10 protein-coding genes are annotated in these 25,350 nt (G+C 43.8%); 4 read left to right on the forward strand and 6 right to left on the reverse strand.

The features are described 5' to 3' along the window. The first annotated feature begins 482 nt into the window (after positions 1–482). From epd to fbaA, 3 genes are all read left to right on the forward strand, one after another. Entirely contained in the window at positions 483–1,502 is a 1,020-nt protein-coding gene (gene epd / locus PluTT01m_RS04930; protein ID WP_011145318.1) for an erythrose-4-phosphate dehydrogenase, read from the forward strand. 83 nt (positions 1,503–1,585) lie between these two features. Beyond that, complete coding sequence (gene pgk / locus PluTT01m_RS04935; protein WP_011145319.1) at positions 1,586–2,749, forward strand: phosphoglycerate kinase; 1,164 nt, start codon at positions 1,586–1,588, stop codon at positions 2,747–2,749. Between the two features lie 62 nt (positions 2,750–2,811). Beyond that, positions 2,812–3,888 carry a class II fructose-bisphosphate aldolase gene (gene fbaA, locus PluTT01m_RS04940; protein ID WP_011145320.1) on the forward strand — a complete coding sequence of 359 codons (1,077 nt, stop codon included), beginning with the start codon at positions 2,812–2,814 and terminating at the stop codon, positions 3,886–3,888. Between the two features lie 67 nt (positions 3,889–3,955). On the opposite strand, the gene PluTT01m_RS04945 is transcribed toward fbaA, so the two are convergent. The 5 genes from PluTT01m_RS04945 to PluTT01m_RS04965 form a co-directional block, all read right to left on the reverse strand. Beyond that, the gene (locus tag PluTT01m_RS04945; protein WP_041379944.1) at positions 3,956–4,468 is read right to left on the reverse strand and encodes a GNAT family N-acetyltransferase; all 513 of its coding nucleotides are present in this window, start codon (positions 4,466–4,468) and stop codon (positions 3,956–3,958) included. Continuing rightward, on the reverse strand, positions 4,446–4,742 hold the full coding sequence (locus tag PluTT01m_RS04950; protein WP_011145322.1) for a type II toxin-antitoxin system TacA family antitoxin: 297 nt from the start codon (positions 4,740–4,742) through the stop codon (positions 4,446–4,448). Before PluTT01m_RS04950 ends, PluTT01m_RS04945 begins: the two co-directional genes overlap by 23 nt. 462 nt (positions 4,743–5,204) lie before the next feature. Next, the gene (locus PluTT01m_RS04955; protein WP_011145323.1) at positions 5,205–7,952 is read right to left on the reverse strand and encodes an RHS repeat protein; all 2,748 of its coding nucleotides are present in this window, start codon (positions 7,950–7,952) and stop codon (positions 5,205–5,207) included. Positions 7,953–8,532: 580 nt separating this feature from the next. After that, positions 8,533–12,963, reverse strand: coding sequence for a SpvB/TcaC N-terminal domain-containing protein (locus tag PluTT01m_RS04960; RefSeq protein WP_011145324.1), 4,431 nt, complete (start codon positions 12,961–12,963; stop codon positions 8,533–8,535). Positions 12,964–13,015: 52 nt separating this feature from the next. Next, the gene (locus PluTT01m_RS04965) at positions 13,016–20,593 is read right to left on the reverse strand and encodes a Tc toxin subunit A-related protein (RefSeq protein WP_011145325.1); all 7,578 of its coding nucleotides are present in this window, start codon (positions 20,591–20,593) and stop codon (positions 13,016–13,018) included. A 696-nt stretch (positions 20,594–21,289) separates the two neighbouring features. Between PluTT01m_RS04965 and PluTT01m_RS04975 the strand changes: the two genes are divergently transcribed. Beyond that, positions 21,290–22,201 carry a LysR family transcriptional regulator gene (locus PluTT01m_RS04975; protein ID WP_071824086.1) on the forward strand — a complete coding sequence of 304 codons (912 nt, stop codon included), beginning with the start codon at positions 21,290–21,292 and terminating at the stop codon, positions 22,199–22,201. 162 nt (positions 22,202–22,363) lie between these two features. On the opposite strand, the gene PluTT01m_RS04980 is transcribed toward PluTT01m_RS04975, so the two are convergent. After that, on the reverse strand, positions 22,364–25,180 hold the full coding sequence (locus tag PluTT01m_RS04980) for an RHS repeat domain-containing protein (RefSeq protein WP_011145327.1): 2,817 nt from the start codon (positions 25,178–25,180) through the stop codon (positions 22,364–22,366). Positions 25,181–25,350: the final 170 nt, after the last annotated feature.

Below are 25,350 nucleotides of genomic sequence, written 5' to 3' on the forward strand. Positions count from 1 at the left end.
AATCATAGTACCACCTGTTCATTTTAGGCGGCTATGGGCGTGTAATAGCTTATATACCCTATGGATTTCAAGATGGATCGCGACGGCAAGGGAGCGAACCCCCGGGAGCATAGATAACGATGTGACCGGGGTGAGTGAGTGCAGCCAACAAAGAGGCAACTTGAAAGATAACGGGTATAGCCGTCTTCAATACACTTATGTTTGAGTTGAGCGCCAATCTTTGAATGTTCTTTTTAAATAACCCAGAATAAATAGGTCATTATTTTGTAATCTTTCATTTTATGAGTTGGTCACTTTTTACTATTGCTATCAATTTCCTTTTCCCGTAATCTCATTATTTATAGCTGAATCGTTTCATTTTGTTATCTGACGCGGTTTTCTGCGCGCAGTTTTGGCAATTTTGTGATAAGCAGTCAGTACATCAGTGATTGAGTCGGTTATTCTAAGCGGTTGCGTGGTAATAACTATATTCAGGGAGTAACATGACAATTAAGGTGGCAATAAACGGTTTCGGCAGAATAGGGCGTAGTATTTTACGTGCTCTTTATGAGTCTGGGCGTCGGGCTGAAATTGCGGTTATTGCTGTTAATGAGCTGGCAGATGCCGAAGGAATTGCTCACTTGCTGAAATATGACTCTAGTCACGGCCGTTTTGCTTGGGATGTGCGTCTGAATAATGATGTGTTGCAGGTTGGTGATGATAATATTCGTTTGTTTCATCAATCTGATATATCGATGCTGCCTTGGCAAGAACTGGGGATTGATATTGTTCTTGATTGCAGTGGGATTTATGGCAGCAGAGCCGATGGTGAGGCACATCTTGCCAGTGGTGCCAAAAAAGTGCTGTTTGCTCATCCGGGGGGGAATGATTTAGATGCGACTGTGGTTTATGGTGTGAATCAGCATTTACTGACAGCAGAGGATCGCATTGTGTCCAATGCTTCCTGTACTACTAATTGCATTATTCCCATCATTAAATTATTGGATGATCAATTTGAGATTGAATCGGGTACAGTGACAACCATTCATGCTTCAATGAATGACCAACCGGTGATTGATGCTTATCACAAAGATTTACGGCGTACTCGGGCTGCTAGTCAGTCTATCATTCCGGTGGATACTAAGCTGGCCGCAGGGATAACCCGGATTTTTCCAAAGTTCTGTGACCGTTTTGAAGCTATCTCCGTGCGTGTACCAACGATTAACGTTACAGCTATCGATTTAAGTGTTACGGTAAAATCTTCAGTAACTGTTAATAAAATCAACGAATTAATGCAAAAATCAGCAGCTACTTCATTTCGTGGTATAGTTGACTATACCGAATTGCCGTTAGTTTCAACGGATTTTAACCACGATCCCCACAGCGCGATTGTTGATGGCACACAAACGCGAGTCAGTGGGCAACATCTGATTAAGACATTAGTCTGGTGTGATAATGAGTGGGGATTTGCTAACCGAATGTTGGATACAACGTTAGCAATGGCTGCTATGGGTTTCAAATGATTTGTTGTTGATCGACGGTCCATATATAGATCCGCACACGGCGCAAGATTAAATAATTTAGAGAATCAATGAGAGGATTCACCATGTCTGTAATTAAGATGACCGATTTAGATCTGGCGGGTAAGCGTATTTTGATCCGCGCTGACCTGAACGTTCCGGTAAAAGATGGCAAAGTCACCTCTGATGCGCGTATCCGTGCTTCCTTACCGACCATTGAGGCAGCATTAAAACAGGGCGCTAAAGTGATGATCACTTCTCACCTTGGCCGCCCTACTGAAGGCGAATACAGTGAAGAATTCTCGCTGAAACCAGTAGTAGACTATCTAGAAGAGAAATTATCTTCCCCCGTTCGACTGGAAAAAGAGTATCTGGAAGGCGTGGATGTCGCGGAAGGTGAACTGGTTGTGCTGGAGAATGTTCGCTTTAATAAAGGTGAGAAGAAAGACGACGAAACCTTAGCCAAAAAATATGCTTCCCTGTGTGATATTTATGTCATGGATGCATTCGGTACTGCTCATCGTGCACAAGCTTCTACTCACGGTGTGGCTAAGTTTGCTCCAGTGGCCTGTGCCGGTCCTTTGTTGTCCGCAGAGTTAGAGGCATTGGGTAAAGCGTTAGATAATCCAGCCCGTCCAATGGTGGCTATCGTTGGGGGCTCTAAAGTTTCAACCAAGCTGACCGTTCTGGATACGCTGTCTAAAATTGCTGACCAATTGATTGTCGGTGGTGGTATCGCGAATACCTTTGTTGCTGCGGAAGGCCATAATGTCGGTCGTTCTCTCTATGAAGACGACTTGCTCCCGGAAGCGAAGAAATTGCTGATAAGCTGTGATATTCCGGTGCCAACCGATGTTCGTGTGGCAACAGAATTCTCTGAAACAGCCGAAGCAATCTTGAAATCTACCCACGATATTAAAGATGATGAGCAGATCCTCGATCTGGGGGATGAATCTGCTCAACGGCTGGCGGATATTCTGAAAAACGCCAAAACGATTCTATGGAATGGCCCGGTTGGTGTATTTGAATTCCCTAATTTCCGTCAAGGAACTGAAATTGTCGCGCGCGCCATTGCTGATAGTGATGCCTTCTCTATCGCCGGTGGCGGCGATACGCTGGCAGCGATCGACTTGTTCGGTATTGCTGACAAAATTTCTTATATCTCTACGGGTGGTGGTGCTTTCCTTGAGTTCGTGGAAGGGAAAAAACTGCCTGCGGTTGTGATGTTGGAAGAACGTGCAAAACAGTAATTAAGTCATGACGGGTAGCGGCTGATTGGCTGCCTGCCCGCTCTAAACAGGACCCACGTAACATGTCTAAAATTTTTGATTTCGTAAAACCGGGTGTCATCACTGGTGATGATGTTCAAAAAGTGTTCGCTATAGCCAAAGAAAACAGCTTTGCTTTACCGGCGGTCAACTGTGTAGGTACTGATTCAATCAATGCCGTGTTGGAAGCCGCTGCCAAAGTTCGTTCTCCCGTTATCATTCAGTTCTCTAACGGCGGTGCTGCTTTTATTGCCGGTAAAGGTTTGAAAGCTGAAGGTCAACAAACGGCTATTCTGGGTTCAATTTCTGGTGCTCACCATGTTCATCAGATGGCTGAACATTATGGTGTTCCTGTGATCCTGCATACTGACCACTGCGCACGTAAATTGCTGCCGTGGATTGATGGCCTGTTAGATGCAGGTGAAAAGCATTACGCAGCGACGGGTAAACCCCTATTCTCTTCTCACATGATTGATCTGTCAGAAGAGTCTCTGGAAGAGAATATTGAGATTTGCAGCCAATATCTGGCTCGTATGGCAAAAATCGATATGACGCTGGAAATCGAGTTGGGTTGTACTGGTGGGGAAGAAGATGGGGTTGATAACAGCCATATGGATAGCTCTGCTCTGTACACTCAACCGGAAGATGTTGCTTATGCTTATGAGAAACTGAACGCTATCAGCCCACGTTTCACTATTGCGGCTTCTTTCGGTAACGTTCATGGTGTTTATAAGCCGGGTAACGTTAAACTGACGCCAAAAATTTTGCGTAACTCTCAAGACTATGTTTCTGAGAAATTCAATCTGCCACATAACAGCCTGGATTTTGTTTTCCACGGCGGTTCTGGTTCTACTGCGGAAGAGATCAAAGAAGCGGTCAGCTACGGCGTCGTTAAAATGAATATCGACACTGACACCCAATGGGCGACTTGGGAAGGTATTCTCAACTACTACCAAAAGAACGAAGGCTATCTGCAAGGTCAACTAGGTAATCCAGAAGGCGCAGATAAACCTAATAAGAAATTCTACGATCCACGGGTATGGCTGCGTGCCGGTCAGGTTTCTATGGCTGCCCGTCTGGAACAGGCATTCAAAGAATTGAACGCGATTGATGTATTGTAATTAGTGAAAGCGTTCCCTCTGAATTTTCATTCAGAGGGAACGTTAGCCGCATTCAGTAAATGAGATGTTACATCGCATCTACTCTTTTTATCATTTCCATTGCAACAGCCATAGACATGAACAGTTTGCTCTTTGTCTGAGGAAACTCCTCAAACCCTACGTTCATATACAGTTTTTTGGCTATGTCGTTCTTCGCATCGACGATAATCATCGGGGTAGGAATAGATTTTGACGACTCTATAGCTTTTCGAATTGCATCTATAAGCAATATTTCACCAAACCCTTGGCGTTGAAATGACTTACTTATAGCTAGGCGACCAATAAGTGCGCAATGTAGTGTAGAAGGGGACTTTTTCGATATTTTCTCTGGTAGTTCGTCTAGCTCTACCGTGCATAGTGCTAGGGAATAGTATCCCTTTATTTGAGATCCATTTTGACTACTTGTAAGGACGAATGTTCTTGATAAGTCCTTTTTATCATGTTGTCCCGATACTGCCTTCAAGTAGTTGTTTAGTGCGGGTTCACCACAGTTAAAATTATTTCTATCGTGTTTGTTTTTATCTAGACGTTCTATCTTCATTTTTTATTGTTTCTTTATGTCTACGAGCAGCACGAAGGAAACGTTCGTTTACTTTGATTGGTTTTTCCAATGCATGAACAAATGCCAATGCATCTTCTTGACACAATTGAATACGCATATTTTGTTCAATGAGTCTTTTTGCCTCTGCTACAGCAGCATTGGCAATAAAGCTATTCAAACTTGCATACCCTGATAGTGATAACGCCCTTTCAAGTAGCTCTTTGGTCTCTGAACTCACCCTTGTGGTGATTCTTTCATTTGCTAATGTGGTCATAAGCCTTACTCCTACCGCATTGCGGTTATTAGTTCTTTAGTTCACTATAGATATCCACTACTCGTTTGCATTATTTATTTGGAGCTAGCGGAACATATTGGTTTAGTGAAATGCTAAGTTTGCTTCATTGACTAGTTTAAGATTTTTTTTTAACAAAATTCAACATGTGTGCCAAAATGACGCCATAATTGTGAGACTAAACAAACCATAGTCAGATAGAACAAAAATCATCAAAATTCGGGCGCAAGTGAATCCGAGTATGCAGAGTTGTTAGCAAAAACCGCCGTAAACCCTCTTTACGGCGGGAAGCAGTCACCTGAGTTGTACTAGCTCTAGTCTGAGCTAGTACAGTTAGCTTCTATTTAAAGTTCTATACCCGTCATCTTTCAAGTTGCTTCTTTGTTGGCTGCACTCCCTTGCCGCCGCGATGCATCTTGAAATCCATAGGGTATGTGACCAAATTTATGAAGCTCTCCGCATTCCTAAATTCTTAGCGATAGCCGCAGAGCGAATATTAATAGCCTCTGTTGATATTTTATTGATCTTCTGCCCTTTCAATGATTTTTTAATTGCTTTCATTGCCAGGAATTTACCAACGCCTTTGAAATTATATTCTCTATTTATTGCAATAGCGGGTTCTGTTTCTTGCACCAGCGCTCTCTCTTCATTACTCAATTGCGTATAGGGATGAGCCAGTGCATAGTTGACATGTAATTCTGATTGTTTATTTTTTAAATCATGATAAACCTTAACCTCTATTGCCGCATAAATTTTTCTTTCACCGGAATAATCATTTTTTTCACTTTTATCCATTAAAGCAAAGAAATCTGTTGCTGCATAAAAATCGGGATGATTGCTTCTATACCTATGCCCTTCTGTATATTCTGATATCGTATCTTTTATCGTTTTTGCCATATAACCGGATATTTCAGATCCCAAAGAAAGATTTGTTTTTGATTTTTCTGAAAGGGATCTGTTTTCTTCGAGCCGGCTATATATAATTTGGCTTTTTTCTATGCCTTTTAGTAACTCTTCGTGGCTTAGCAAATAACCCGACGGATCGGAATCACCGACGCGAACCACTTTCAATGATTTATTTTTTGTATAACTACTTTCTTTCTCGTTCCATTTGACAACATGTGAATTTTTGGCTGCCAATTTGAATTTTAATTCATCAAGGAAATTCACCTCTTTAGTATATTTTCCTCTTTCTGGTGCTAATCCATTTTCATCCTGCAAACTTACTGGATTATTTCTCACCATTCGGTATAGATTCAGCCCATCAATGGTTCCTGCCGGATCCGCGCTTAACCATCTGCCCGCCCACGGTTGATAATAGCGGTAACCGTAATAATACAGCCCGGTGGTATCCCGTTCTTTGCCTGAATAGCGAATAGTTTTATAGTTGGCTTCTGTTTGGCTATTGGCTGCCCACATCGCTGTGCCGCCGAATGGATAATACTCTTCCTCACTAATAATCTGCCCTTGGTTGTCCAGTTCAAGCTGGCTGGAGCCGATCAGATTATCGTAGCTGTAACGTAGCTGATTGTTGTTGATACCTTCTGGTTTACCGCTCTCCCAGTGCAGCACCCGCACCTGTGCGCGACCCGCTTCACCTAGTGTGATCACGTGTAACTCTTCTGTTGTTGTGGTGCTGTTCTGGGTTGTGCGTAGTTCCAGCCCCGGCAGATAGATTACCCGCTGCTGCTGCGTAGTATTCTGGGTTGGCTGTTCACTCACTTTCAGTTGTCTCATTCCGTTGCTGCCGTATCGGTACCATTCATTTCCTGAACCGTTATTGACCTGCTTTAACTCTCCTCGTGATGTCCAGACCAGTGTCTGACCGGGTAATAAACTGGTTTGGTGACCACCGGCATCAAATAACGTATCCACTTGATTTGGATCTGTTGTCAGCGTACTGAGAACGCCGCGGTTACTGCGATTCGAGATGGTGATAGCGGTGGTGTAGTTATTTTGGGTAGCCGATGAACTGTGCCGAATTTGCGTCAGATTACCGCTGTGATCATAACTGTAGCGGCGAGTATAGTTAGTGTAGGTATTGTTGTCGGAAGGTAGCGCAGGGGAGGGCAGTTGATTATTTTGCTGACCTATATTGGCCATTTCACGCCCAGTAGCACTGATAAGCTGGTACAGGGAGTCGTAAGTATAGCTATTCTCCGGGACCACTTTCTGATTGCGCCAAAAGCGGGTGGCTTCCGCATCGTTACGGATATTGATCACATTGCCTACCGGATCATATTGATAGCGTAAGTCTTGCAACACCTTGGTATCTGACGGACGGCGGGTAGTGATACCAATAAGCCGTTGGGTTTCTGGTTCATAGCTGTATTCGGTGATAACCCCGTTACCGTGCTCTTCACGTAATTTTTGTCCGGCGGCAGAGTAGGTCAGCGATTTGATAATCACTTGTTCGGCTTGACCTTTGAGTGTTAACCAACAGCCTTTTAGCTGCCCGGCTACATCATAGGCCAGACGCTGGATGTTGCCTTTGGCATCGGTCTGGATAAGTAAAGCCCCGGTGGCATCAGTGCTATTTTGGGTGGTATAGACATCACTGCTCAGTTTTTGCTGCCAGAGGCTTTGATCTTCACCTGTCCAGTCGGCATTTTGATCATCGACGAGCAGTTGTTGAGATTGTGATAGCACGACGCCAGCCAGAGAAAGGCTGTTGAGTTGAGTGAGTCCAGCGGTATCGTAGTGGCGGACACACTGACCAGCAAGGTTGTACTCTTTTTCTTGCGGCGTATTGCCGGCCCAGATAAGGCGCTCGGTCATTTTCTCTTCTGCCTGCACCTGTTCGGTGATAGCAAGTAAGCGACCGGGTAGGATGTTATCTTCGTAGTGATAGTCTTGGCGGACACCGGTTGCATTGATGGTTAATACCGGGCGACCTTCAACATCGTTGAGGATGATAGTTCGACCGGCATCAACCCCTTCTTCACGTAGAACCTGACCCGCGAGATTAAAGACGCGAATGAAATTCGGGCCGCTCTGATTTTTATTCTTACGAGGATCAGTACTTTTTACCTCAAATCCTTGAATATTGAACTCATAGAGTGTGATCAATTCATCACTGTTTTCATCAGCTTGAGTACGTAGATATTCTAAAGTACGTACATTTAACCTCCTGTTATCCAATACACTGATTAATGGTGTTTTTTTGTCAATTTCAGAACGATAACTGCTCATATTTTAACTCCTTAGATGGTGTTAATCTTCAAAATAATTTAAGTTACGGCAACAACTAAACGACCTTATATCACTAAATAAGTTAAGGAAAGTGATTTATCGTGATGTTATTAATGCAAACGCTTTGGTAATTTTTGAGATTGTATTGATGGTAATTAAGGTTTCAGATAACCGGTGTGATCGGCCAACTATTGGGAGAACAAGTGGTTGGCTGATTTGATATGTCAATGATGGTATGCAATTTTCTAATGGTCGGTGGTTAGCTAGTAATATTTCACCAAGTAGACATTCACATGATAATGGTTCATCTATATTTCATGGTCTTGATATGTCATTGGGAAGCGAGGAGAGCTTGGATAGTGAGTATATATATCTGTCATCTTTCAAGTTGCTTCTTTGTTGGCTGCACTCACCCACCCCGGTCACATAGTTCTCTATGCTCCCGATGATAGATTTTTACAGGAATTGGATTTTATTACTTATGAAATAAAAGGTAACAAAATATCCTGTTCCTCTATTTAGAACTCACAATGTAGTTTATATTCGCTCGTTAACATTAAACGAGCGAATATGGGTTCAATTACATAATCACGTCAGCGGCCGTATCATTTTCATCCTCACTCACAGTAAACCACGGGAAATATTGGCTCTGTCGCAGCCAGCCTTTTGCGGTAATAACTCGGATTTCCCGCCCAATCGGATCATAAATATGCGTATCGGCATAGGCCCCTTTTCTGGCGCTGTCATCACTCACATATCGCCAGTCGTTGAGGAAATAGGGCTGATAAGTTCGTATCGTCTGTCCCTTATTGTCATATTCAGTGCGTCCCGTGACCGCCCAGCGCGTTTTGGTATCTTCCATTTTTGTCACCAGAGAACCATCTTGGTTACGTTGCCAAGCTTCGCCTGCCTCATGCCGTACAGATGCTTGCAACAAACGGCCAAAACCATCACTGAATGCGACTTGCTGATGAATTTGCTGCCCAGAATCGCGGTCATAGCGATCCGGGGTCAGCGTAAGGTTATGGGGAGGTAAACCGATGCTGTTAGTTAACAGATTAACCAATGGCGTACTAGCCTGTTGACTTTGCAACCAACGGCGGCGAGCCAGTGCACAAATACGCCAATCTTCCGTGATAATCCGTAAATCACGCAGTGTCGTCTGCTCTTCCTGCGTTAATGTGTTGAAGGTTTCCTGACTGAATAGTGGCATCCAACTGTCCGGTGCATAGACCAGACACTGCGCGACAGGGAGTGGTCCGGTTAGAGCAATGGCAGTATTGATATCGATTGGTGGAGAGAACGGCTTTTCTTCCGGTGAGGAGTAACCTGTTTTCACACCATTTTCGATTCCCCAGAAACGTTGTGTGACAGGGCGTCCTAATGCATCCAAGGTTATGAGATGCACATTATCATTAATATCAGTCAGTTGCACAGGTGTGAGAAAACGCCAGTCATAATTGGCTAAGACAGTCAAACCAGCCGCGTCTTGGGTTTGAGTGATGACACAGTAGTGGGTATCCCATTGCAGCGTCGTTTTCCCGGTTAACAGGGTGTTACGTTGTGCGACAGGACGCCAAAATTGTGCCTCAGTTCCGTAATCGGTATAGCCTTGACGTGCTACCCAGACTTTGTTTTCGCCGGTGCGTGGAAACAGATAAGGCTCTTGTTGATATCCTGCTTGTGTCAGAATGCCGGGTAATTCATCTGGCGTGATACCGCCATCAAATGCGGATAACAGAGATTCTGTTAATACCGCCGTTTCGGTAAAGGCGATTAAAGCTTGTCGTGTCGGTATTTCCAATGGCGCTTGGTTTTTCCCATCGGTATAGAACGTTCTTTGCTGATTAAGGTATTCGCGTGGTTTGTCATCGGCAATCAGACTATTTTCAGCACATAGGGCTTCCAGATTTAAACCATCAACAGGCACCTGTTTGGCATCGTAAGTGAAGGCATCACTGCGTGTACCATCCGGTAATCCCAGCACTCTGAGTTCATTACCGGTTAGATGGTGCCAACTGGATTGCTGGCAGGTTAATCGCAATAGTTGTTGTTGATCGTCATAACTGCTGGCAAATAGCGTATCCGGTAGTGTATCGGGATACGGATTGGTTGTTGGTTGATTGCGGCGGGGATATTGCATTGAAACCTGTTTCAGAGGTTGCCCGAATTGGTCGCTGGACAGCGTAATATCCTGATTGCACTGAGGATCACCGATAATACGTTCATAGTGATAACTACGGTTTTCCACGACCGAGGCCCAAAGCACCGGGGAAGCGGTAGTGCCATCTTGTAATTGGCGCACTTGTGGACGAGATTCAGTCACTGTATAGGGGATATTTTGCTGTTCGCTGTCATCCAGCCCGTAGAGCTCACTACGCAGTAGCTGACCTTTTAGTGCCCGGTTGAACCAGTACAGATTATCATCATTTTCCGGTGTCGCCGGAACATCTTTGCCCTCTTTCCAGCGAGTAAAGCGTGGCGTAAAACCGGTGAACGCTTGTTTATCACCACGCCAATACCCGGCAGATAGCGTATTGTCTACCTCCGGGACTCCGGTGGCATACCAGTTTTTGGTGAGTGCCGGTGGTGTGCGTTCCGGGGCATTGCCTTGAGCGAGTTGATGGCTGTCTGTCTGCTCAACATAACCAAAGCCACGAAATTCCCGTTCACGTCCATCCCAAGCGCCGTGAGCGTAACGTAACGTGGTCACTAATTTATTGCCGCTGATTTCATCCTCGGTCTCTGTTTGCCACAGAGTATGGACCGGGAAGGGCAGGTAACAGACCGGTGTTTGTCCGGTCGCCAAGGCTGCGGCTTTGTCATCCAGCCAGAACTGGGAGGAGCTACGGTAATGCAGGGTGTGATGAGCGCCCATATTGTTGTTCATTTCACTGAGCAACCACGGTTTCGCATTGGTCAGATCGCAGCGCCAATGATGTGGCGCCATATGCGGTACGCTCAGGATCAGGCTGACAGCCCCTAATCCCTGAACATCAGCCACTTGTAGCTGGCAAGTATCATCAAAACGCAGGCCGTCAGGAAAACGGAGTGTGAATGGTTTTGCAAAGCTGTTACCACTTTCATTCTTGAAAATCTCCAGACGGTCAGTATGAACATAAATCAAATCGGCAGGACCACTGCCATCCAGATCGGCCAGATGAACTCGGTCGGGATTAAAGTTGTCGGCAGATTGGCTGAATCCCGGCAATGTAATTGGCTGACCAAAACGGCCATGTCCCAGATTTGGCCAGCAGGTGACTTGAGTTGCACTAACTTCAACCAGATGTGCTTGGCCCGAACCGAGTACGTCACTAAATGCCACTAACTTACGGGCATCGGCACCCGGTAACGGCAGAGTGATATCACCGGATTGCACCACATCCCGCCCTTGGGTAAAACCATCACGGTTATTAGCATACAAGCGTACACTTTTGGGGCCAATCAGTACTAAATCGGACAGCCCGGCCCCCATTAAATCGGCAAGTTGAGCACGGGGATGAGAATATTCTATCGGCAAGGCATCTAATGGTGTAAAGCGTGTCCAGCTACCATCCGGGTGTTGGCTGTGATAGCCCCTTAACCCCGGTCCGGTGATAACCCAGTCCAGTTGCCCGTCACCGTTAATATCCATCAGTGAGGCGTTATCCTGCAAAGCTGGCGTGATAGGAAGGAGTTGCATTTTCCCCCAGGTGACCGCATTCATCTCTTCCCCGGCTTGACGTTGGGCAGATCGATACCACCAGCCATTTCTATCCTGATATAGAACACCGGGTACGCCTTCTCCTTTCAGGTCAAGCAGTTGCCAGCGTTGAATGGCGTTGAAATTTGCCAGTACATCCATTGATTGCCAGCGTGCTTTTTGTTCTGGCTCAAAAGGCTGGTAAGCCAGCTCCAGTGGTGGCAGTGAGATGACGGTATTGTTGTCCTCATGACCTATCCGACGGACAGAAACGAGCGTGCTGATCACCGCGTTTTCATCGTAATCCAGTATCAGACGTGAAACCAACGCGGGTTCATCGTCCCCTTTAGCTTGACCAGACAGGGTTTGTAGACGGTGAAACATCAGGATTTGACGGCATAAGCGCCGGGTGCGCAATTCAAAACCGTATTCATAACGGGAAAAACGGTCTTGGCGGCAAAGCCAGAGACTTGAGGCTTTAAACGGCGGTATTTCAGATAAGCTGTTTTTGCGTTCACCGTAATCAAATACTAAACAGAACAACCAGCCAGATTTGAGTGGGTCATCTCCGTTGAGCGTGGGAAAAACTTCGCTGGCGGTCAGGTTACCGTAATGGACCGCTTGCAGGTAGCGTTGGACGGTTGCGTTCGGATGGGCTGTGAACTCGTCAGTTTCGCAGTTTGTTTCATCTTCGGCTCGATATTGATAATAAATCTGTTCGCCGTGGGATGATACCGAAGCTTCCAACAACCATTGCGCTGTTTGGCTAACATTGAGTGGATTGCTGATACGTGCCTGAGGATTTTTTCCCAGTAAATGGACCTGTCCGTCGGGGCTGTATATCAGCCAGAAATCGGTTGTACCTGTTGTTTTGGGTTGCCAATATTCCAACCAGCTAAAGTGGCTTTCCAAACGGGAACGATAACCGGTAACGGTGAAGATTTCCCCCAAATTGATGCCCTGCAATGAGGATTCACTGCGGATATCAGCTTGACCGTTCTCATTTAATGCTATGACCAACACTTCACCTTCTGGCCCCAGAAAAGTATCGGTTTCATCGTAATTCGGTACGCCAGTACTGGTGCGGCGACGAATTGTCATAACGTTGCAGTCCCAACCGAGACCAAACGGGCTGTTACCGGCTCCACTGCTGTAATTCAAGGTGAGCGATGGGGAGTAACCACGCCCGGCAGAAATGGGTAATGGCAGGGATAAGGCGGCCATACCATCCGGCCCAGTTGGTGTTAATGCTTCACCCATACCGGTAATTGCCCCGCCGCCCTTGGGTAATGACAGCTCGGCAACACTGAATGTCTGTGAATTCTGCATGAAAACTCCTTACAGGCCCCGATTCGGGGCCTGTTTTAGTACGTTTGGACGGTTATTTAATGGTGTAGCGAATATGCAAAATGATATCGTTCAGGGTTTTTAGCATAGTGGCTTGTTTACCTTTCTTCGGCATGGATGCATTTGGGAAACTCAGTGTCAGCGTGCCTTGATCAATGGCGATGCCTTCGAATGGCAGGAATTTGCCATCGTTGAAATCGAGCTGGAATTGGCCGCTGTCATTCATACCGTGAGAAACTGCTAGCGCTTCGCAGCCGTTAGCTAATCCGGTTTTATCACCGTAAGACAATATTGCCTGCACATCCTGATATGGCCCCAGTAGCGCGGGCAGGGTGACACTGATCTGTTTGATACGTCGAATTTTGCCAAGAGATGTCGGGTAATCCTCACGAATTTTCAAATCAGCTAATGAAATGGATGCCTGCAAAGAGGTTTTAGTGTCCGTACCGGCACCAAATGCCAAATTATTATTGTCACTGCCGGCACTGCCTGAGCCTTTACTCACCAGCTTCTCAATTTCCTGAGCCAGGGAGAATGGACCTTTATCTTGTGGCAATCCAGCATAAACTTCGGCTAGCGACACCGTGCGTTCCACTTCTAGTGCACGTTTATCGCGTTTCAGATGGGCATCTTCCATTTGTGTCAGACTTAGCATCAAGGTTTCACCTGCAAGCAGACCGGCATAGGTTCCTTGCCAGGCACCCGGTTTAATGAAACTTGCAGAGGCATCATTGATTTCCCAACGGTAAGCCTGTTCTGCCATTAAACAACGCGCGACAGCCAAATCGTAGAATTGGAAGTAAATCGCCGCCAATCGGCCACGTAGCCAGTTGTACAACGCTTGATTGCTGAACTTACGTTGCAGGAAGGCCAGCTGAGATTGGGTCTGTTCTTGCTGGGTTTTCAGGCTGGTTTTTTGCAATACGGCGGCTTCACGGCGTACTACCAGTGATTTAAGTTGGGAATCGAGTTGTTTCAGTTCTGCTTCGGCATTATTACGTTGGATCTCCCACTCCTGACGGCGACGACGGTAGGTTTCGGATTGGCTAATTTTATCCGCTTCGGTATTCATAACATTAGCGGAGAATTCCATCACATAACCTGTTGCCTCAGCGATAGCTCCCCAGCGACTACCACCGCCGGCGAAGCCGAAGATGTTAGGCACCAAATCAGCCGCTGCGCCAGCCAGACGGGATGCTTGAACTGCCGTGGTGAGCCCGGCTGCGGACGCTCGTAGCATCATAGCTTGGTTTTCACCGGCGTTGATGTTTTCATCATACAACTTGCTATAGCTATCAAAGCGCGATTGGGCTCCCGCTTTGGATTTTTCCAGCACGGTTTTCTCGACATCCAATTCTTCAATGGTTTTGTCCTGAATGCTCAGGTTAGTCAATATCAGCTCCGCGGCCTGATTTTGTAATAACGCATTGAGTGCTTCCGCGTCCTGACGCTCGATAATATTTTGTAACGTGGAGCCGAACTGGATGAGTTGGCTAACCATGCCGCGTGCATTTTCCAGCATGTGCGGGAAGCGCCACAGGGACATAAATGACTCTGGTAGTTTGCCTCCACTTTGAGAAGTGGCAACGGCGGCGCTGAGTAACGCTTTTGGATCTGCCGGTGTGGCATAGATTGGCAGATATAGCGGTTGACCGTCGATAGAGAGGTTATGACGCAGGTTGTATACTCTCTGAGCTAATGTCTGCCAGTAGTTCATCATCACTTCATTAATTTGTGGCAGGAAGAGATCGGTCAGGGTATTGGCGCTGCGCAATGCTAAAGGTGCTGGTGTACTCTGCCGCAGAGCAACTATTGAGCTGGCGTGAGCATTTTGAGTAGTAATATCTGCGGCTCTGTCTAGTCGAGGATTATTCCATGTCGTACTCAGCGGTAGGTAAGGTTTGTCGCCCAATAGATGCAGCGCTTGCATATACCACATCTTCGCTTCGTTAAGCGTATCCCGCTCCAGTTGGCGGTAAGCCTGATCGCCGCGTGCTATCAACAGATCGAGAGTACGCATAAAGGTTGAGACTTTGTAGTGCATTGGATCGTGTTGTGCTACCGCGTCAGGATCGACGGAATCTAAAGGATCACTGTTCCAACTGGTGTCTTCCAGTAACGGGCGAACATTCCACTGGTAGTTCTGAATCTGGCCGTGAACAATATAACCGGATGGACTCCAGACATATTTCAGCCAGCGGTTGGCTTCATCAAAGTTTTGTTCATGCAACAAACGTTGAGCAACCAGCATCGGGGTATAGTAGAACAGTTCCCAGAAATAAAGACTGTTAGCGCCGCTGAAATCCATTGGTTCAGTTTTTTGATTTTCTATGAAAATAGGATCACGGTTTTTTTCATTACCTTTGGGATAATAACCTTGAAAATTCGTACCATTTTTAAACCAAAACTCGCCAATTTTTATTGGATTAGTAGAATATTTTACAAATAAATAAATCCAGCTATCGTTCCCTTTATTATCCACTGGTTTTGTATTGTTACTCCGCTCTTTTATGGATATATAAGTTTCAGAGAGATTAATTAATTGATTTTTATCTGTTAGCTCACCCTGATAAATGACATTTGCTTGATCAGGTTGTTTTTCACTGTTTCCTAACATAATTTTGATATTTTTGCTGTTGCCATGAAGACTTGAGTTGTATATTGGTAATGTTGCAGTAAAATTATCACTCCATAAAACAGGCTCTTGGATATTCTGAGTTTCCATACTCAGAATTGTATCGATTCCGGTGGTGGCTCGTGCAACCAACTGGCGGGCAAATAGGGTATTCAGGCGAGTACGATAGGCTTGCCATTGCATATATTGCGCACCATTTTCATTATGGTGCAGGGTCAGAGCATTATCGGTACTCACCTTGCGAGTAACAGGAATACTGAAACTTTCATAACCCAGTTTACGCCCATCCTCCGCCAATGCAGTAAAGGTGACATCAATACTGGCTAAGTTATTATTAAAATTCAAACCAGTACCCTCTATTTCGAGGGTATTAAATTGATAATACATTTCATCAAAACTAGGTGATGGCTGAACGGAAACATCTTTATCCGCGGTAAAAGTTTTCTCTTTGCTACCGGCTTTTACTGTTACCTGAATTTTTGCCGGGGAAATTGCAGTGTTGATCTCTACTGCGTTATAGACATCAGTAGCAATAATACGGAATCCATTATTTTTGTCCTCCATATAGAGATATTGTTTAAATAAAGGTTCTTGATTAGAAGTGTCTATAATATAGCCATTATTGCTATTGGTAACTTCTGAATATAGGCTTTGTCCCCAATTAGGAAGAAAGACACTTACTTTACCAATTTGGTTATCCCGATAAAACAGTAATCTACCCTGACTATTATTAGTGGTGTTTCCTCTATATTGATAAACCGGGTATATTAACTTTTTATTTGATGTCCATTGTGTATTGACACTCAGATTGGTATAGATAATAAATTTATCACCCAATTTGCCATATTTTTTTATCAGGTTGCACTGATTACGAGTTCGCTCATCAGCTCCTTCATAGGTAATTCTTAACTTAGGTGAGATATGGATTTTTAAATCACTTGATGAGGCTTGGTAACGGATAATTGGGATATCTCCGCCATGCACCATACTGAGGTTATATTCTCCCCTGCCATAACTGTTATTGCTATTTACCGATGAAGGGATTTCATAATTCTCTGCGTAGCGGTTATTCACTCTTCTGACACTATTAGTATCAAATTGTTTATAACTGTTATCCCGATAAACATTGCTCTGTCCTAAGGTCATATCTTTGGATGCCATGTCGGCAAAGATATATAGCCCTTGCATTGCAGCAGTTTTATAACTATCTAGTGTATCTTGTTGGTTATAAAACATCACCAGCAACGTATCTTCACCCTGATAACCGGCACAATAGAGCCCGGGCGCTTTATTTTTTACCAGTTTTAGCTCGGATATTTTTTCATTGACATCAAAGGTGATTGGCGTATTCCAAGTGCCGTCATAACGGATATGCGCCAGTTTCAGTTCATAACGATAATCCGTCTCGGTTTGATAGCCATCTTTACTATTTCCTGTCTGTTTGGTGATCTCCTTTTGTTCCAACCAGAGCAGATACAAGCGGGATTTGTACATCACAGGGCGGATAGTGCTTCGGTAAGGATTAATTGGGCAATCAATTTTGTGCCACTCACTCCAAGCGTTAGCCGCGAATTTACCGTCGCTGAATTTACTGTGATCGACACTACGCCAATAGTATTCACCGGCATCAGTTTCATTAAGTCCGATAAAATAGGTCAGCCCTTGATCGTTATTAATATTATCGTGATATGCACTAATAACTTTAAGATTAGCTACCTGTTCAAACGACGTCAGATAAGACATAAAGGCGTCTTCGACCGTATCGGTATTTAATTGGCTTTGGCTGACGGATTGCAGTAATGCGTCCATCATTTTGGTTTGTCCGATGCGTATGGTCGGATCAATATAGTTTTCCGGGTAGTAAACTAATTGAGAAACACCAGCCCAAGTGCTGTAGCGTTTATTATATTTGTCCCAGTCGATAAAGAATTGGCGGCTGATAACCCCCGAATCGGCATTTTCTTCCACATTTTCCAGCGCCCGATTGACGTACAGTTGAATGCTGGCAATAGCTTCGGCGATTCGGGTGGTTTTGATTGCAGCGGAAACCTGATTATCAATCAGCAAGTATTGATACAGGTCATCACGGCTTTTAATGGCCGCCGCTGGTTTGGCGACTTGACGGATATAGTAGGTGCTTAATGCGGCACTGCGGGATTCATCCAGAAAAGCGTGTAATGTATCCGCTTGTTGTGAATTCAATCCGGCGGTTAATATTCCCGCCGCGTTTTCCCACTGGGTATAGGTTGGGGTTTTTTGCTTAGATTGAATATAATCCAGTCCGACTAAAGCAGAAACGCCCTGTGGGGCGACATTCAATTGTTGTGCAACATTAACCCATTGCAGGATGGTATTGATCGATGTCCAACAGGAGAAAGCATTTTCTTGTGTTACTGGAGGAAGATGTTGATGATTTTGTGCTTGAGTACTGGCTTGCAACAGCAAATTAGCATCAAGATTCATAGCGTCAGCCAGTTGTTCTGCCGTTAAAGTATTAGCTTCTAATGCCGCTAATACGGAGGAGGCTTTTTCGCCTAGCGCGTTAACCCAATCCGCAAAACGCGTCAGCATGATCAATGAAAGCGCATCATGCGTAGGGGCTGCCCCAATAGAAGTGCCAAACATCTCTGGTTTTGTTACAAACAGGCGGAAGGCGTTTTCGTTAATACCGGTGGAATGGTAAACCATTTCCAATTGTGCCAGAGCTTGACAATACTGAACGATATGCTCCCGCATTTCTACTGCTTCCGATAAACCCGGCGTATACTGAGTATTCAACCAGTCCCAGAATTTTTCTGCTGTCATTGCGCCGTCGCCGGGCTTTAACTTGTCTGCCCAAAGCAGCACTGAATGAGCGACATTTTCCGATGATAATTGCAAGGTAGCCGCTATATAGGGTGCCATAACATGTAGTAAATCTGCTTTGTCTTTGTCAAAACCTTGTAAACCGTGGTAAACGGTATCTAGCAGATTCTTAATTTCAGGCGTTAGCGTTTTGTTATAGCTGGTGGAGGTCATAATAAACAACTGGAACACGCTCCACTTCTGTATATGTAACCAGCCGGTAATGGTATTGAGTTTTCTGATCAGAGTAGTTAATTGCTTATCACTGATAGCGGATAAATTAGTTTCTCCTTCACCCACAGCAACCAATAATAAATCCAGCTCATCAATGGTTAATTGATGGATTTCTGCCAGTAATTTTCCAATATATAAATTGGAAAGATCCTTTAGGTTATTTTTAATCTTTCCGTCTTTATTATTATGGTCAGTAATTTTGAGCAGGCGGTAGAGAGAGACATCATCGATATTAAATGCTCTCTTAAGTATGGTTTTGCGAAAATCACCGTTACTACCTGGATTTAAATCGATCTCTTCATCTCCGGTAGAAAAATATTGGCCGTTCAGTAATGGCGTATTAAACAGGCGATCAAACTGGCTAGTTTGATTATTATATGAACGTTGTGAAATAAGCGCATGGCAGAGTATTAGGGCAGTTTCAGCATCAATAGCATAACGCTGCATATAATATTTAGTCAGAAAAACTTTACCTAATACTTCTGTGTTGATATCCAGTTGCTGATTAACACTGCGCACAATACCTTCCAGAATCGTGGGTGACAATTCTGTTGCTCGGGATAGACGAATCGCCTTATTGAGTTTTAGCAGGAAAGAGTATTGGTTATATTCCTCAACGGTAAATTTTGCGGCGGCATAGGCGTAATTAGTATTAGGAAGTACTCGTGTCAGGCCAATTTCAAAAGGTTGACTGATATCAGTGGTACTTAATGTGATATTTGCAGAGTATTCTATGTTGACCTGAGGAGCGCCTTCAGTTCGAATAAGCTCTCTTTTGTCATTTAACTTGATGGATAAATAAGTGGCATTCCAAAAATCTTTGAATTTATAATCTAACCGATAATTTTCACCACCGAAGGGAAACAGTTCCACGTCCACTTGATAGGCATTTGTTGTATATTCGCGGGTAATCCGATATACCTTAACCGTGCCATCACTGCTGTTAACTACTGGAGTAATAAGCTGGTTATGACTATATTCCTGTTGACCAAAATTGCTGGCTTTACCAATAAACTGGCTAAGTTCTTCATCACTTAAATTGTAATAACGTTTAAGATATTCCGGCATAGCCAGTGAGGCCGGTTCGATATTACCAAAATTTTTCTCATAAAGTTCCTCAGCATTACCTTCGGTAATCTCCTCCGTCAGGATATTAAACAACTCAGGTGAGATTGAGGCGTTAATACCCAATAGGGAGGCTTGATGCATTAGCCCGGCAATTGCCGGTGATGCATTTAATTGCTCAAGCCCAGGATCTTGTAGCTGGATAACTTCACGCACATTTTCATAAGCATCGTGATAAGGCGTCGCGCCGGAAGGACGGAAAGTGGAGAGCATTTCCATCACTTTAGTATAGTTATCCAGCTTAGACTCAGTTTTAATACTTTCCAACAATAGCTCATTGGATAACGAGAGCGTGGAAAGTTCGGTATCCATATTTTGTTGGCTGAGCGCCATTGATTTGAGATCTGGGCGGCGGGTATCCAGATAATAAACGGAGTTGCTGGCGTGTAAATTGCGAGCCTCACGATAAAGCTCAGTCAAATAAGCGGCGGGGGAGAACATGGAGGAAACGGTACCCGGTGCGACATATTGACTGGCTCTACCGCTAAATTGGCTGTTATAGCCTATCAGTTCGACATTAGGGGCGATGATGGCAAGATGTACGGCATTTTGTAATTGAGGATTCGCGCGCTTAAGAATACGGGCTTCATATAGCCGATTATCCTTTTGGGCCTGTTGGGCATCATGATATAAGTCGTGTGCTTCGGACCAAGAGAGGTGAGCAGATACTTGTTGGTGAAATTCGTTAAAAGAGCTGTGGCTAATATCTGTCAGGCAATTAAAACCACATTGGTTTTTTAATACATCAGGTATCTCTTTTACAGGCGAATTCATATTTATTCCTTTTAAATCATAAAGTAAATGAAACATCCGTGTTGCCTTTACATCATGGATCAATCAGAGAATGATTCCGTTCCATCGGAAGAAGAGATGATTAAGTACAGGCTTTGAGAAATAGCTGAGATATGCATAGAAATAGTTTGCGAGGTGTAAAGAGGCATATCTTGATCTCTCAGAGAATCACTATCTCACTGTTTTCTTTAAATAGCTGTTGCAAAAAAAGCAGATGCAAAATTTGCAACTGATTTTCTAATCAGAGTTGGCTGGAAATGGCGCTGTGTTGTTCTCATGATGAACTGTACGAGGGAAGCGAAGTTCAGTGATAACTAATATAAATTATTAAGTTTATTTAATCTTAAAATTGCAATCATTACATGTTGAGCATGATAGTGTTTTTCAACTAATTGAAATGTTTAATTAAAGAGCTAATCACGCCTATTTTTCCGTAATGATAATATGTCAAATTTCTTTATAATTATTATTGTAACATAAGGTGGGGGTATATTTATTTTGCAACAATAATAAAAATTGTTTGATAACTGCTAAGAATAAAGATGATAAAACTCAATCTCAGTTAATGCATACTTTGATGTTAAATAATGCAAAGAAGAAAAGTCGTTGTAATGTTTTCTTGTTAATATTCCATTCTATTTAGGATGGAATGATTAGTTAAAATAAGAAGGATATATGATGCTATTTTGTTCAAAGAACTTGAAGTATTTTATGGAGTCAGCGAAAAGAGAGTCATTCACTTTAGCAGCGGATACGCTTTGTATTACTCCCTCTCCCTTAAGTAGGATCATATATCAACTGGAACAACGTGTAGGTTGCCAATTATTTGAAAGATTACCGGGAAGGACTAAACTGACTGAGGAAGGGATGGCCTTATATCAGGAGCTATTGCCGTGCTATGAGAGGATGCAGCGTGTTGAGGATAACTGGCATTATCGGAGAAGCGAGAGATTAACGAACGCCGGCAAACTTATTATTGGGACCAGTGGAGAATATATTAATAAAATTTCGGCAGTGATAAAAAGAGCGGTGCAACGTTATCATTATCGTGATATTTACATAAAAAACAATTTTCTGGTTGATGATTCAGCAAGAAAAGAGGCAATATTTTCTTCTTTAATGAAAGAAGATATAACCGTCTATGTGACGACTGAACATTATCCTGATAACGATAATATTATAAGAATAGATGGAACTTATCAGGTGCTGCGTCTTGCTATCGCTAATGATATTTTGGGATCGGAAAGTCATGCTGATGATATTATATCCACATTGCCTTTGGCTCAGCATAATAGTGCTTTCTTGAAACAATGTGACGGCTTTATTCCACTGAATTGTCTACCTGAGTACCAAAATTTAACTTTGCTAACTGTTCCTGATTTCTCTAATCGGTTGGATTTAGTGAGATCAGGTATCGCGATAAGTTTAATGACACCTAATGAAGCGATCTGTTCTGCTGATCTTCATAAAGGTATTACCTTTTTGAATTTTAAATCGTATCCAACACCATCAGTGAAATATTGTGCTTATACTCTTAGACACAAATATAAAGAACCATTGAATTTATTGATTTCCGATTTAATTGTCTAGGATTGATCTGAGATATTTATCATTGCATTAATTAAACCATTTGTCTGGATTAATGAAATATTATCGTGATTGAATGAAACTTTCTTGAAATTTTAATGATTGGTTGTGAAATCCCCTGAATTAAAGTTCAGGGGATCTTTTATTAATTACTATTTTATCAATTTAATTTGTACTGGATGATCTAAAGCTGCCGGTATAAGTATCACGTACATTCCTATGAGTAATCGCTGATGGTTTAATATCTTGTAATAATACATAGGTATCTCTACCTTGATGTCTCATTGAAACAACTTCGAACGGTGTTTCTCTGGGGAATAGTATTTCTGCTTGCCCCGCTTCTGGTCCATTGGCTCTTATTTTCAATTTTTCAACAAAGCTTTTCCACGAATCATCTAAATCCATCTTAAATATTTTCTCCGCATTTTCGTTATTATACTTAGATTTTGCTGCCACATTGACACCTGTATTGGTTAAAAATGCCATTTTGACATATCGAGTTTCACTGGTTTCTTTTTTATGCACAAAATTCAGAAAACCACGATGGGCCGATGTTGATAAATAAGCATTATCTGAAACGATATCACCAACGTTGATGCTATTTCCTTCCTGTGGAGAGTGCCAGGGGGAGGGCTTGGAATTATCTATATAGGTCATCACTCGATAAGTTACCCGTATTTGTCTATCTTGCAGGGCAGATAATGAGGAATCTAAATCTTTCACTATCGATGTAATACGGTTTTCTCTTATTGCAGTATTAATTTGCGAGCTATCCGTGGTGTAATCTTTAATTGGGCTAGTATCTACACCGGGATTGTTGGTCAATAATTGATGGGCTTCTTGCTCTGTTTGGGTAGCGATAGCTCTTTGGCGTTTGAAAGTTTGAGGTTTCGCCATTTTTTTATAAACGGCTTCTTCCATTCCTGTAAAGGAACCCTGTTTTATTATCGCTTCTTCTGTTCTGTTAGCCGGAGATAATCCCTGAACATCAAATTGTGTCACCGGATTATTTCTCACCATGCGATATAAATTCAGCCCATCAATGGTTCCGGCCGGGTCCGCACTTAACCATCTGCCCACCCACGGTTGGTAATAACGGTAGCCGTAATAATACAGCCCGGTAGCATCCCGCTCTTTACCTGAATAACGAATGGTTTTATAGCTGGCTTCGGTTTGATTCCTTGCTGCCCACAGAGCTGTACCGCCAAATGGATAATATTCTTCCTCACTGATAATTTGTCCTTCGCTATCTAATTCAAGTTGGCTGGAACCGATAAGATTATCGTAGCTGTAACGAAGTTGATTGTTGTTGATATCTTCGGGTTTTCCGCTCTCCCAATGTAATACCCGGACTTGCGCACGACCAGCTTTACCGAGTGTGATAACTTGCAAATATTCCGTGGTAGTACTGCCATGTTGGGTTGTGCGTAGTTCTAGCCCCGGCAGATAAGTGACTCTTTGCTGTTGCGCGATATTCTGAGTTTGTTGTTCATTCACTTTTAGCTGTCGTGTGCCGTTGCTATCGTAGTGATACCACTCATTTCCTGCGCTACTGTTGACTTGTTTCAATTCGCCTCGCGGTGTCCATATTAGAACTTGACCGGATAATAAGTTGGTTTGATGGCCTCCCGAATCAAATAAGGCATCAACTTGGGTTGGATCTTCGGTCAGTGTACTTAATACGGCACGGTTGCTGTAATTAGAAACCGTTATATTCGTCGTGTAGTTATTTTGCGTGGCAGGTGAACTATGCTGAATTTTCATCAAATTGCCGCCACGGTCATAACTATAGGTGCGGGTGTAGTTAGTGTAGGTGTTGTTATCAGCAGGTAGCGCAGGGGAGGGGAGTGGGTTATTTGGCTGACCTATATTGGCCATTTCACGTCCGGTGGCACTGATAAGCTGATACAGAGAATCGTAGGTATAGCTATTCTCCGGGATGACTTTTTGATTGCGCCAAAAGCGGGTGGCTTCCGCATCGTTACGGATATTGATCACATTGCCTACCGGGTCATATTGATAGCGTAGGTCTTGCAACACCTTGGCGTCTGATGGACGGCGAGTGGTAATGCCGATAAGCCGCTGAGTTTCCGGTTCATAGCTGTATTCGGTAATAATGCCGTTACCGTGCTCTTCGCGTAATTTTTGTCCGGCGGCGGAGTAGGTCAGCGATTTGATAATCACTTGTTCGGTCTGACCTTTTAATGTTAGCCAGCTCCCTTTTAGCTGACCGGCCACATCATAGGCTTGCCGCTGAATGTTGCCTTTAGCATCGGTCTGGGTAAGTAAAACCCCGGTGGCATCGGTTTTATTTTGGGTGGTATAGACATCACTACTCAGTTTTTGCTGCCAGAGGCTCTGGTCTTCACCTGTCCAGTCGGCATCTTGGTTATCGACGAGCGGTTGTTGAGATTGTGATAAAACGGCGCCGGTCAGGGCAAGGCTGTTGAGTTGAGCGAGTCCGGCGGTATCGTAATGACGGGTACACTGACCAACAAGGTTGTACTCTTTTTCCTGCGGCGTATTGCCGGCCCAGATAAGACGCTCGGTTGTTTTCTCTTCTGTCTGTGCTTGTTCGGTGATTGCGAGTAGGCGACCGGGTAGGGTGTTATCTTCATAAAGGTGATTTTGGCGGACACCGGTTGCGCTGATGGTCAATACCGGGCGACCTTCAATATCGTTGAGGGTAATTGTTCGGCCAGCATCGACGCTCTCTGTTCGCAGGATATTGCCGGTCAAATTATGCTGCCAGATAAAATTCGGTTGTACGGCGTTGTTAGTCTGCTTAGCATCATACAGGCGAGGATCAATGCTTTGGTTCAAATATCCGCCGGCATTATATTGATGGCGAGTAATACGCGGATCGGTATTTGCTTCTGCGGTAGCGCGGTGAAAACTAATATTACGGATAGCGAGTCCACGGTTATCGTGAACACTGACGGTCGGCGTATGGTGATAAAGTTTAGGGTCAATGTTTTTCATCGTCATTTACTTCCTTTGTTATGTTGAATAATTTGTGCAATTGTTATTTTGTCTGCATTACAGTGAACCAATGTTAAATTCAATCCTGCTATATAATAGGGATAATTTTTCTATTCAGGTAATTGAAATAACAGTGGCATGTAAGATGATTTTTAATAACAGGCCCTGAT

It is taken from the genome of Photorhabdus laumondii subsp. laumondii, from assembly GCF_003343245.1.
Taxonomy (GTDB): Bacteria; Pseudomonadota; Gammaproteobacteria; order Enterobacterales; family Enterobacteriaceae; genus Photorhabdus; species Photorhabdus laumondii.

Bases quoted from the DNA above. Each gene is read 5' to 3' on its own strand.
- epd (WP_011145318.1), top strand. From the start codon at position 483: ATGACAATTAAGGTGGCAATAAACGGTTTCGGCAGAATAGGGCGTAGT.
- pgk (WP_011145319.1), top strand. From the start codon at position 1,586: ATGTCTGTAATTAAGATGACCGATTTAGATCTGGCGGGTAAGCGTATT.
- fbaA (WP_011145320.1), top strand. From the start codon at position 2,812: ATGTCTAAAATTTTTGATTTCGTAAAACCGGGTGTCATCACTGGTGAT.
- PluTT01m_RS04945 (WP_041379944.1), bottom strand. From the start codon at position 4,468: ATGAAGATAGAACGTCTAGATAAAAACAAACACGATAGAAATAATTTT.
- PluTT01m_RS04950 (WP_011145322.1), bottom strand. From the start codon at position 4,742: ATGACCACATTAGCAAATGAAAGAATCACCACAAGGGTGAGTTCAGAG.
- PluTT01m_RS04955 (WP_011145323.1), bottom strand. From the start codon at position 7,952: ATGAGCAGTTATCGTTCTGAAATTGACAAAAAAACACCATTAATCAGT.
- PluTT01m_RS04960 (WP_011145324.1), bottom strand. From the start codon at position 12,963: ATGCAGAATTCACAGACATTCAGTGTTGCCGAGCTGTCATTACCCAAG.
- PluTT01m_RS04965 (WP_011145325.1), bottom strand. From the start codon at position 20,593: ATGAATTCGCCTGTAAAAGAGATACCTGATGTATTAAAAAACCAATGT.
- PluTT01m_RS04975 (WP_071824086.1), top strand. From the start codon at position 21,290: ATGCTATTTTGTTCAAAGAACTTGAAGTATTTTATGGAGTCAGCGAAA.
- PluTT01m_RS04980 (WP_011145327.1), bottom strand. From the start codon at position 25,180: ATGAAAAACATTGACCCTAAACTTTATCACCATACGCCGACCGTCAGT.